General features: G+C 69.5%; 11 protein-coding genes. 5 read left to right on the top strand and 6 right to left on the bottom strand.

The window, feature by feature from the left end:
* Positions 1–69: 69 nt before the first annotated feature.
* Positions 70–525: an SRPBCC family protein gene (locus GKO32_RS37210; RefSeq protein WP_312869264.1), complete on the top strand. Its 456-nt coding sequence runs from the start codon at positions 70–72 to the stop codon at positions 523–525.
* Between the two features lie 200 nt (positions 526–725).
* Here GKO32_RS37210 and GKO32_RS37205 read toward each other — a convergent pair whose 3' ends face one another.
* From GKO32_RS37205 to GKO32_RS37195, 3 genes are all read right to left on the bottom strand, one after another.
* Positions 726–1,769: a sigma-70 family RNA polymerase sigma factor gene (locus GKO32_RS37205; RefSeq protein WP_154761604.1), complete on the bottom strand. Its 1,044-nt coding sequence runs from the start codon at positions 1,767–1,769 to the stop codon at positions 726–728.
* 225 nt (positions 1,770–1,994) lie between these two features.
* Entirely contained in the window at positions 1,995–2,420 is a 426-nt protein-coding gene (gene dtd, locus GKO32_RS37200) for a D-aminoacyl-tRNA deacylase (protein WP_154761603.1), read from the bottom strand.
* Complete coding sequence (locus GKO32_RS37195) at positions 2,417–3,898, bottom strand: DUF7782 domain-containing protein (RefSeq protein WP_312869263.1); 1,482 nt, start codon at positions 3,896–3,898, stop codon at positions 2,417–2,419. The genes dtd and GKO32_RS37195 overlap by 4 nt, the downstream gene beginning before the upstream one ends.
* Positions 3,899–3,936: 38 nt before the next feature.
* Between GKO32_RS37195 and GKO32_RS37190 the strand changes: the two genes are divergently transcribed.
* Both GKO32_RS37190 and GKO32_RS37185 read left to right on the top strand, forming a co-directional pair.
* Positions 3,937–5,181, top strand: coding sequence for an amidohydrolase (locus tag GKO32_RS37190; protein WP_154761602.1), 1,245 nt, complete (start codon positions 3,937–3,939; stop codon positions 5,179–5,181).
* Positions 5,182–5,231: 50 nt separating this feature from the next.
* Positions 5,232–5,576: a DUF3099 domain-containing protein gene (locus GKO32_RS37185; RefSeq protein ID WP_154761601.1), complete on the top strand. Its 345-nt coding sequence runs from the start codon at positions 5,232–5,234 to the stop codon at positions 5,574–5,576.
* A gap of 5 nt (positions 5,577–5,581) precedes the next feature.
* On the opposite strand, the gene GKO32_RS37180 is transcribed toward GKO32_RS37185, so the two are convergent.
* Both GKO32_RS37180 and GKO32_RS37175 read right to left on the bottom strand, forming a co-directional pair.
* Positions 5,582–6,448 carry a carbohydrate kinase family protein gene (locus tag GKO32_RS37180; protein WP_312869262.1) on the bottom strand — a complete coding sequence of 289 codons (867 nt, stop codon included), beginning with the start codon at positions 6,446–6,448 and terminating at the stop codon, positions 5,582–5,584.
* Positions 6,445–7,347, bottom strand: coding sequence for a pseudouridine-5'-phosphate glycosidase (locus GKO32_RS37175; RefSeq protein WP_312869261.1), 903 nt, complete (start codon positions 7,345–7,347; stop codon positions 6,445–6,447). The genes GKO32_RS37180 and GKO32_RS37175 overlap by 4 nt, the downstream gene beginning before the upstream one ends.
* A 91-nt stretch (positions 7,348–7,438) precedes the next feature.
* Between GKO32_RS37175 and GKO32_RS37170 the strand changes: the two genes are divergently transcribed.
* On the top strand, positions 7,439–7,687 hold the full coding sequence (locus GKO32_RS37170) for a DUF3039 domain-containing protein (protein ID WP_154761600.1): 249 nt from the start codon (positions 7,439–7,441) through the stop codon (positions 7,685–7,687).
* Here GKO32_RS37170 and GKO32_RS37165 read toward each other — a convergent pair.
* Positions 7,654–8,691, bottom strand: coding sequence for a YihY/virulence factor BrkB family protein (locus GKO32_RS37165; RefSeq protein ID WP_246245329.1), 1,038 nt, complete (start codon positions 8,689–8,691; stop codon positions 7,654–7,656). The genes GKO32_RS37170 and GKO32_RS37165 overlap by 34 nt on opposite strands.
* Positions 8,692–8,869: 178 nt before the next feature.
* Here GKO32_RS37165 and GKO32_RS37160 point away from each other — a divergent pair, with 178 nt between their 5' ends.
* Positions 8,870–10,621: a DEAD/DEAH box helicase gene (locus GKO32_RS37160; RefSeq protein WP_154761598.1), complete on the top strand. Its 1,752-nt coding sequence runs from the start codon at positions 8,870–8,872 to the stop codon at positions 10,619–10,621.
* The last annotated feature ends 32 nt before the right edge of the window (positions 10,622–10,653 follow it).

Raw genomic sequence — 10,653 nt, 5'->3', positions numbered from 1 at the left:
GGTTCGGGTGGGAGCTGACGTTACCGCGCGAAACCCCGCGCTGACCGTGTGGTGTGCTGGAATTGGCCTGTGACTGACAACACCGAAAACGAGAAGGTCGTGGTCGCCCATCGCGAGATTGCCGCGCCTGCGGACCGGATCTTTGCGCTCATCGCGGATCCGGCGCAGCAACCGCGATGGGACGGCAACGACAATCTGGCCGAAGCCCCGGCGGGTCAGCGGGTGCGGGGAGCGGGTGAGGTTTTCACCATGAGGATCACCCAGGGTGGTACGCGGGAGAACCGGGTGGTGGAGTTCGAGGAGGGGCGGCGTATCGCCTGGCTCCCGTCGGAACCGGGGCAGCAGCCGCCCGGGCATTTGTGGCGGTGGGAGCTGGAGCCTCTCGGCGAGGCGTTGACGCGGGTGACGCACACCTACGACTGGACCGGCCTGACCGACGAGAAACGGCTGGTTCGCGCCCGTGGCACGACGGCGGAGAAGCTGATGGTCTCTCTGGAGAGGCTGGCCGCGGTCGCTGAGTCGTGAAAGTCGGAAGGCCGGGCCCACCCCGACGGACCCGACCTTCCGGGGCAAGCGAGTGGGCGCGGTGGCGCCCCTCGCGAAGCTCACACCCCGGGAGACGTTCATCGCCGGGGTGTGTTGCTTCGACCGTCCCGTGATCTAGGTCATATGTCAACGCTGCCGATAGGCGTAAAGCAGCGATCTCACAGAGTGAACAAGCGCGGTCAGCTCGCGTAGGCGCGCAGCCGCTCGGCCCGCTCACCCTGGCGCAGCTTCGCCATCACCTCACGCTCGATCTGCCGCACGCGCTCGCGGGACAGACCGAAGTGCTTGCCGATCTGATCGAGGGTGCGTGGCTGCCCGTCGTCGAGTCCGTAGCGCAGCCGGATCACCGACTGCTCACGCTCGTCGAGCGTGGCCAGCACGCGGCGCAGATCGTCCTGCAGGAGACCGGAAATCACCGCGCTCTCCGCGTCGGTCGCCTCGGAGTCCTCGATGAAATCGCCCAGCGGGGCGTCTTCCTCGGTGCCCACCGGCATGTCCAGGCTCACCGGGTCACGCGCGTGGTCGAGCAGGTCGCCCACCTTGTCCGCCGGGATGCCCGACTCCGCGGCCAGCTCGTCGTTGGTGGCCTCGCGGCCGAGTTGCTGGTGCAGATCACGCTTGATGCGCGCAAGCTTGTTCACCTGCTCCACCAGGTGCACCGGCAGCCGGATCGTGCGGCCCTGGTCGGCCATGCCACGCGTGATCGCCTGCCGGATCCACCAGGTCGCGTAGGTGGAGAACTTGAAACCCTTGGAGTAGTCGAACTTCTCGACCGCGCGGATCAGGCCCAGGTTTCCCTCCTGGATCAGGTCCAGCAACGGCATCCCCCGGCCGGTATAGCGCTTGGCCAGCGAGACGACGAGTCGCAGGTTGGCTTCCAGCAAGTGGTTCTTGGCCTGGTGCCCGTCGCGGATGAGTGCCCTCAGTTCGGCGCGCCGCTGTGCGGACAGTTCCTCCGCCGTTTCCAGCATGTGCTGGGCGAAAACCCCTGCTTCGATGCGCTTGGCGAGCTCGACCTCGTCGGCGGCGGACAGCAGTGCCGTCTTGCCGATGCCGTTGAGGTACACGCGGACGAGGTCCGCCGCGGGGCCCTGTGCGTCGAGATCCGCGTCGAGGTTCGGAGTGACGCGTACGCTGGAGTCGAGAGCCGGCTCGGAGACGGCCTCGCGGACCGCCCGATCGCGGGTCCGCCGGGGCTTCCGCCCGAGAGTCTGTACTGACATGTTTGCCTCCCCGGTCACGGGCTGACACGTTGGTGCGTCACACCGGCTGCTGCGTCGTGCGCCGAGCCTGTGGAACCCGGTGCGCGACTCCGGCTTTGTCAGCCGGACATCACGGTTAACGCCCTCGGTCCCCGAAACGTTCCCGCCTTCTTGAATAGTGGACGGGATCACCCCCCGGTCGGTTCCTCGAGCAAACCTGAGGTTTCCCTGAGAGTTCGCCCTGGTCTAGACCTCTACGAGAACCGTGAAGGGACCGTCGTTCACGCTGCGTACCGCCATTGTCGAGCCGAATTTGCCAGTACTGACACGGACTCCGCGCTCGCGAAGTTCAGTCGCGACGGCATCGAAAATCTTGCGCGCCTCCTCCGGGCGAGCGGCCGCACTCCACGATGGACGTCTGCCCTTTTGGGTATCTCCATATAGCGTGAACTGACTCACGAGCAGGATGGGCGCCGCCGAACTCGCCACGGACTCCTCGTCACGGAGGATGCGCAACTCGTGCAACTTCCGGGCCATGACACCGGCCTTGTCCGCCGTGTCGTCCCGGTGCACCCCGAGCAGCACGAGCAGTCCCGGTTCGTCGATGGCGCCCACGAGTTCGCCGTCGACCGTCACGCTCGCCTCGGTGACGCGGGCCGCGACCGCCCTCATGCCGGTTCCAGCATGCCGTGGCGGACCAGTTCGCGGATCATCGGCAGCGCGGCGTCACGCAACTGCTCCACGGTGCCGCCGTGCGCGAACGACAGCAGTTCCAGCAGATCGCCCAACGGCAGCGCACCACGACAGCCCGCGAGCAGAGCACTGGCGAGTTCGTCGATCTCGTGCTGCCAGCCCGGCCCGTCCATGCGGTGCAGGCGGCGGATGCTGGTCTCCCAGCCTTCCTCGCCCGGCCCGGCGACGGTCTCCAGCAGGACCGTTGGCGGCACCCGGAAGCGCGTGTCCAGCAGCTCGTCTCCATGCTCGCGCAGCCACTCGACGCGGTCGAGCCAGCCGCCCGCCTCCGGGCCCAGCGGGTCGTCGAAGGCTTGACGCAGGTCCTCGCACACGACCGTCGGATGCCGGACCTCCGCCCGGCGCAACGTCACGAACCCGAAGCCGACGCCCTGCACCTTGTTGTCGGCGAACCAGTCCAGCCAGGCACCGGCCTTCACGCGCCCTTCCGGCGAGCGCGGGTCGATTCCCGCGTCGCGAAGCCAAGTTCCGACGTACAGGCCGGGATCGGCGACGTCACGCTGCACGAACCACGCGTCGGTCCCGGTCGGCAGCCAGCGCGCCACCCGATCGGTCCAGTCCTCGCCGTCGATGTGCAGCCATGACGCGAGCAGCTGCCCGACCCCGCCGTCAGTGAGGAAGGCCGGGAGCTGCCGGACCACGAGCGCCGAAGCGTCGTCGCCGGCGAGGCCGGAGTCGCGATAGGTGTAGTCGACCCGCGGCGGACCCACCACGAACGGCGGGTTGCACACGATCTGGTCGAAGCGCCGCCGCGCGACCGGCGTGAACCACTCGCCGCGCACGAGTTCGACGTCGAGCTCGTTGAGCCGGAAGGTGGCGTCCGCCAAGGCGAGCGCACGCGAGGACACGTCGGTCGCGGTCACCCGCTGTGCATGCCGGGTGGCGTGCAGCGCCTGTACTCCACAGCCGGTACCGAGGTCGAGCAAGGTGTCCACCGGCCGCCGCATCGTGGCGCGGATGAGGCTCAGCGACGCGTGCCCCACGCCGAGCACGTGCTCCGGCGGGACTTCTCCGCCGAGCAGGTCGGAGTCCAGGTCGGAGATGACCCACCATTCGCCTTCGGAGTCGCCATGCGGACGGACGTCGAGCCCGGCGCGCAGGGCGTCGCCGTCCGCTTTGAGCAGCCCGGCCGCCAGCGCGTCCCCGACCGCGGCGGGTGCGATCGCCGCTTCGACCTCCTTCGCCGGTTCGCTGCCGCCGAGCAGGAACAGGCGGATCAGTGTGCCCAGCTCGCCCGCGTCACGGCTGGCGCGGTAGGCAAGCTCCGGCTCGCCCCGGCCGAGCGCGGCGTGTGCTGCGCCGCCCAGCGCGGCCAGCACGCCGTCGGCGTCGTAGCGCGTGCGCTGGAAGGCTTCGCGGAGGCGGGCACACAGGTCGTCGGAAAACTCGGGAGTCACGGTGGGTAATCCTCCCACGGGTGTGCTGGGATGACGGTATGACCACCGCGCCCCTCGGGGAACTGCTGCCCTCGTTGCGGGAGCTGTACGTCGACCTGCACCGGCACCCGGAATTGTCGTTCGCCGAGCACCGGACGGCGGCCGAGCTGGCCCGCCGGCTGGGCGAGGCGGGATATGAGGTCCACACCGGCATCGGCCGTACGGGCGTGCTCGGCGTGCTGCGCAACGGCGACGGCCCGGCGGTCATGCTGCGTGCCGATATCGACGCGTTGCCGGTCGAGGAGAAGACCGGCCTCGACTACGCGAGCCGGGCGCACGGCACCGGCGCGGACGGCACGGAGGTGCCGGTCATGCACGCCTGCGGGCACGACATGCACGCCACCTGGCTGTCCGGTGCGGCCGATCTCCTTGCCAGGGCACGGAAATCGTGGCGCGGCACGCTGCTGGTCGTCTTCCAGCCGGGGGAGGAGCAGGGGTCGGGCGCGAAGGGGATGCTCGAGGACGGGCTGTTCGACATCGCCGGGACGCCGTCGGTCGTGCTGGGCCAGCATGTCGTGCCGGGGCCCGCGGGCTGGGTGCTGACGAGACCGGGCGTGATCATGGCCGCGACCGACGCGCTGCGGATCGTGTTGCACGGCAGAGGCGGGCACGGTTCGCGGCCGGAGACGACGGTCGATCCGGCGGTGATGGCGGCGTCGGTGGTGCTGCGGTTGCAGACCATCGTGTCGCGCGAGATCTCGGCGACCGAGTCGGCGGTGGTGACCGTCGGGCAGCTGCACGTCGGCACGGCGAGCAACATCATCGCCGACGAAGCGGTGCTGGAGGTCAACGTGCGCACATTCGACGAGCAGGTGCGTGACAAGGTCCTGGCGGCGATCGAGCGGATCGTGCACGCCGAAGCCGCCGCGGCCGGTGCGCCCGAACAGCCGGAGATCACGTCCATCGCGAGCTTCCCGGTGACCACGAACGACGACGCCACGACCGAACGGCTGACCACGGTGTTCCGCACGCACTTCGGCGCGGACCGGGTCATCGAGGCACCACTGGTGACCGGCAGTGAGGATTTCAGCGAGTTCGGCAGAGTGGCCGGCGTACCGTCGGTGTTCTGGCTGGTCGGTGGCCTGGACCCGGAGCAGGTGCTGACGGCGATCGCGGCGGGCCGGTTCGAGCGGGACGTGCCGTCGAACCACTCGCCGCTGTTCGCACCGGTGCTGGACCCGACGCTGGCGACCGGGGTGGAGACCTTGGTGACGGCGGCGCTGACATTCCTGAGCGCAGCCTGAACCGGTGACCTCCCGAGGTGTCGTCCCGCCGCTTCGAGTGGGAGCATGGAATGGAGGAGGTGGTCCCAGTGAACGATTCGTCCCGTGGACACAGGGACGATGCGAACCCGGTTCTGATCACCGAGGCCGCACCCTCCTACGAAGAGGAACACGCCGCCCGCAAGCGCAAGTACATGACGATGATGGGCCTGCGGTTCCCATGCCTGATCCTCGCGGGCATCTTCTACCACACGTGGTGGCTCGCGCTGCTGTTCATCGTGATCTCGGTGCCGTTGCCGTGGATCGCGGTGCTCATCGCCAACGACCGCCCGCCTCGCAAGGCCGAACAGGTCAGCCGTTACCGGCGTGAGGCCCGGCAGATCGAGCACACCGAACACCGCATCATCGACGGCTGAGCGGGTCAGGGCTGCGCGCCCACCTGGGAGACGGCGCGGGCCCCGAAGGTGACTCCTGCCCGCAGTGTGTCCACTGTGGACACTCCGGTGAGCCATGCTGCAAGGATCCCGGCGTCGAACGCGTCGCCCGCGCCGGTCGAGTCCACGCGCTCGGCCGCCACAGCCGGGACGCTCACCACTCCGTCGCTGTCGACCCAGCTCGCGCCGTCCCGCCCTGCCGTGACGGCCACCGCGCCGACCGTGTCCAGCAGCGCGGCAGCCGTGGCCGGTTCCGCCGAGCCGGTCAGCGCGAGGAGTTCATCGGTGTTGGGCAGCAGCAGGTCCACGCCGCGCACGTCGTCGAGGAAACCCGCGGGATCGGTCAGCAACGCCGCGGACTGCGGATCCACCGACGTGCTCAGGCCCAGCTCACGTGCTGCCGCGAGGGCGGCGAGCCCGCCAGGCCGCGACGAGGGATCGAGCAGCACGTACCCGGACAGATGCAGATGCCGTGCGCCCGCGAGCGCCGCATGATCGATGTCCTCGGCACAAAACCGAGCGCCGGCCCCGCGATCGGGCAGCATGCTGCGCTGCCCCTCGCCGTCGACAAGCACCACGACACAGCAGGTCGCCGCATCAGGATCGAGGGCGAAGGCGCACCGCACGCCCGCCGCCGCGAGCTCGGACCGCACGAGCTTGCCGCCGGCGTCGTCGCCGACCCGTGCGAGCAGTGTCGTGTCCACCCCGGCGGACGCGAGCCATCGCGCGGTGTTCGCGCCCGCGCCGCCGCCCGCGAGGCGGACCCGCGCGCGGGAGTCACCACCGTGCACGATCGCGTTTTCGTGCCGTGCCACGACATCCAGGCCGGCGTCGCCGACCACGACCACCTTCACCCGAGTGCCACCGCGATCTCGGCCGCGAGTTTCGCGTTGGACAGCACCAGTGCTTCGTTGGTGTCCAGGCTCGCGCCGCCGCTGGCGGTGTGGAAGTGGTCCAGCAGTGCCGGCGTGATGTCCTTGCCGTGCACTTTGGTGCGGTGCAACAACTCCAGCCCTTCGGTGAGCAGCCGGTCGTGCAGGACCTTGTCCATTTCGGACTCCGGTGGGACCGGGTTGGCCAGCAACACACCGGATCTCCAGTGGCGACGATGCGCCGACACGACGGCGGCGGCCTGCCCGGGATCGTCCACGCGCCACGGCACGGGAAAGCCCGACGAGCGAAGGTAGAACGCGGGGAAGTCGTCCGTGCGGTAACCCAGCACCGGTACCGAGTAAGTTTCCAGCATCTCCAGCGTGGCGGCGATGTCGAGCACCGACTTGACCCCGGAGCACACGACGAGCGTGGGAACCCTTGCCAGCACACCGAGATCGGCCGAGACGTCCCACGATTCGCCCGCGCCGAGGTGGACCCCGCCGAGTCCGCCGGTCGCGAACACCCCGATGCCGGCTTCGTGGGCCAGCGCGGAGGTACTCGCGACCGTCGTCGCCCCCGACCGGCCGAGGCCGATCGCCGGGCCGAGGTCACGGAGTGAAAGCTTGTCCAGTCCCGAGTCCGCGGCGCACACGCGGGCCAGTTGCGCCGCGGACAACCCGGCCACCGGCACGCCGTCGAGCACGGCGATCGTCGCGGGCACGGCGCCGGCCGCACGGACAGTGTCCTCGAGCCGCCGCGCGACGTCGAGGTTGCGCCCCGGCGGCAACCCGTGGGACAGGAGCGTGGATTCGAGCGCGACGACGGGCCTGCCGCTGTTGACGGCGTCGGCGACCTCGCCGGACAGGGAAATCTCGGTCACGACGACCCATCATCACCGACGCGGCGGGCCGGACCCAAGACGGGTGCGTGCACCTCTTCGCCTCCCGGGGCCGCTGCGGCATCATGGGGGGATGAGCACGACGACTCTGCCCGAGGTCGACACCAGGCCCGAGAGCACTGACGACACCGACTCCGACTCGCCGAAGATGTTCCACTACGTGCGGAAGAACAAGATCGCCGAGAGCGCGGTCATGGGCACGCATGTGGTGGCGTTGTGCGGTGAGGTCTTCCCGGTGACGCGCTCGCCGAAGCCCGGCTCGCCGGTGTGCCCGGCGTGCAAGGAAATCTACGACGGCCTGCGGCCCGGCCCCGAGGACTGATCCGAGACCGGCGCGTCGCCGCCCGCCTGCTCCGGCGGGCGGTACCCGTCCGTGCCCGGTGACGCGTCCTTGTCACGCCTGCGCTCCAGCTCCAGCCGCCGCCACCGGCGTCGCTGCCGCCGGCTCATCTTCGCGGGCCACAGTTCCTGGATGGCGCTGTTGAAGTGCGCGCCGCCCACCACGGCCATCCCGATGAAAAACGTGAACAGCAGCCACGCGATCGGCGAGGCGAGCGCGCCGTAGGTGTACCCGGTGCGGGTGATCCAGCCCAGGTAGATCCGCAGCCCCACACTGGACAGCAGGAAGATCACCATCGCCAGCGCCGCCCCGGGCAGGCCGCGGTGCCACGGCAGCCGCCTCGGCAGGGCGAGCTTGTACAACGTGGCGAGCGCCAGCATCAGGCCGATGGCCAGCACCGGGTAGTACCCGATGCCGATCCACGTCGACAACGTCGGGTGCCACGAGTCGGGGAACAGATCGATCAGCAGGTCCGGCCCCAGCGCGATCACCGGCAGCCCGATGACCAGCAGCACCAGACCGCACAAGTACAGCAGCAGCGCGAAGATCCGCTGCCACACCTCGTTGCGAACCCCGTACTGACCGTGTGCGACGGTGATCGCGTCGACGAACGACGACATCGCCGACGAGCCCGCCCACAGCGAGATCACGAACCCGACCGAGACGATCTCGCCCTTGCCGGTCGTCAGGATGTCATCGACCGTGGGCCCGATGATCCCGTTCACCACGTTCCCGGTGAACACCCGCTCGCTCGTCGAGATGATCCGGTCGTGCACGCTGGCGACGAAACCCTGGCCGAACCAGTCGCCCATGTACCCAAGGCTGCCGAGCAGCCCGAGCAGCAGCGGCGGCAGCGACAGGGTCTGCCAGAACGCGGCTTCGGCCGACTCGGAGAAGATGCTCCCGCCCCACGCTTTCTCCAGCGTGAGGGCGATCAGCCGTCGTGCGCCCTTGCGCGGCGGTGAGGCAGCGGGCTTGTCGTTCATGGCATCTCCAAGCATGGTCCATCCGGGCGTTTTCGGCGCGGTTGGGGTGTGGCGTGTCCGACTTCGCCGTGGCGATCGCATCCGCCGGGAGGCACGACCGGTACTCTCTTCCGTGCGCCCTCACGCTTCGTGGGGGTTTTCGCATGTGGCGGATCGCCGAACGGGAGGGGGAACACTCTTGTCGGAAACGGTGCAGCGCGGCGGTTTCGTGGCGCCCGAGGCCGAGCAGGACGTGACACCCCGTCCGCTGCGAGCCTGGCAGCGGCGTGCCCTGACCAAGTACCTGACCACGAAACCGCAGGACTTTCTCGCGGTCGCGACCCCCGGCGCGGGCAAGACCGTGTTCGGGCTGCGCATCGCGGCCGAGTTGCTGTCCGACCGCACGGTCGAGCGGATCACCATCGTCACGCCGACCGAGCACCTCAAGCACCAGTGGGCGATCGCCGCGGCCGGCGCCGGGATCGCGATCGATTCGAACTACCGCAACGGACAGGGCGCCACATCCGACGACTACCAGGGGGTGGCGCTGACCTACGCACAGGTCGCCGCACACCCGACACTGCACCGGGTGCGCACCGAAAACTTCAAGACGCTCGTCATCCTCGACGAGATCCACCACGGTGGGGACGCCAAGTCCTGGGGTGACGCAGTCCGCGAGGCCTTCACCCCCGCGGTGCGGCGCCTTTCGCTGACCGGGACGCCGTTTCGCAGCGACGACTCACCGATCCCGTTCATCACCTACGAGCCCGACGCGGACGGTTCGCTGCGCAGCAAGCCCGACCACTCCTACGGCTACGCCGACGCGCTTGCGGACGGTGTCGTGCGACCGGTCGTGTTCCTCGCCTACTCCGGCGAGGCGACGTGGCGCACGAGCGCCGGTGACGAGTTCACCGCGCGCCTCGGCGAGCCGCTGACCGCGGAACAGACGGCGCGGGCGTGGCGCACGGCGCTCGACCCGGGCGGCGAGTGGGTTCCTTCGGTGCTGCAGGCCGCCGACACACGATTGCAGCAGCTGCGTGGTGGCGGCATCCCGGACGCCGGTGGTCTCGTGATCGCGACGGATCAGGAGTCGGCGCGCGCGTACGCGAAGATCCTGGCGCGGCTCACCGGTGAGAATCCGGTCGTCGTGTTGTCGGACGATCCGAAGGCGACCAAGCGGATCGGCGAGTTCTCCGATTCCGACGACCGCTGGCTGGTTGCGGTCCGGATGGTGTCCGAGGGCGTCGACGTGCCACGCCTGGCGGTCGGGGTGTACGCGACAAGTGCCTCCACGCCGCTGTTCTTCGCGCAGGCGATCGGCCGGTTCGTGCGGGCCCGGCGCAAGGGCGAGACGGCGAGCGTGTTCCTGCCGAGCGTGCCGGTGCTGTTGGAGCTGGCCAGCGAGCTGGAGGCCGAACGCGACCACGTGCTCGGCAAGCCGCACCGCGAGAAGGACGGCTGGGAAGACGAGCTGCTGGCGCAGGCCAACCGCACCGAGGACGAGCCGGGCGAGGAGGAGAAGGCGTTCACGTCGCTGGGCGCCTCCGCCGAGCTGGATCAGGTCATCTACGACGGCAACTCGTTCGGCACGGCGGTGTTCTCCGGCAGCGAGGAGGAGCAGGAATACCTGGGGCTGCCGGGATTGCTGGAGCCGGACCAGGTCCGGGCATTGCTGCGCAAGCGGCAGGAGGAGCAGCTGGCCGACTCCAAACGGCGTAAGCCGCAAGAGGAGACGGCTGCCCCGGCGCCGGCGCGCGCCCAGTCGGTGTCGGAGCGCATTGCCTCGCTGCGCAAGGAGCTGAACACGCTCGTCGGGATGTACCACCACCGCACGAACAAGCCGCACGGGGCGATTCACAACGAGCTGCGCCGGGTGTGCGGCGGCCCGCCCACCGCGATGGCAACGGTCGAACAGCTGGAGGAGCGCATCGTCACGCTGCGCTCGTGGTGAAACACGAAGCAGGGAACTGCCGGGGGTCCGGG

The sequence above is a fragment of the Amycolatopsis pithecellobii genome (assembly GCF_009707865.1).
In the GTDB taxonomy this organism is placed as follows: domain Bacteria; phylum Actinomycetota; class Actinomycetes; order Mycobacteriales; family Pseudonocardiaceae; genus Amycolatopsis_E; species Amycolatopsis_E pithecellobii.
The sequence above is the reverse complement of the archived record's forward strand: the minus strand, read 5'-3'. Positions and strand labels throughout refer to the sequence as shown.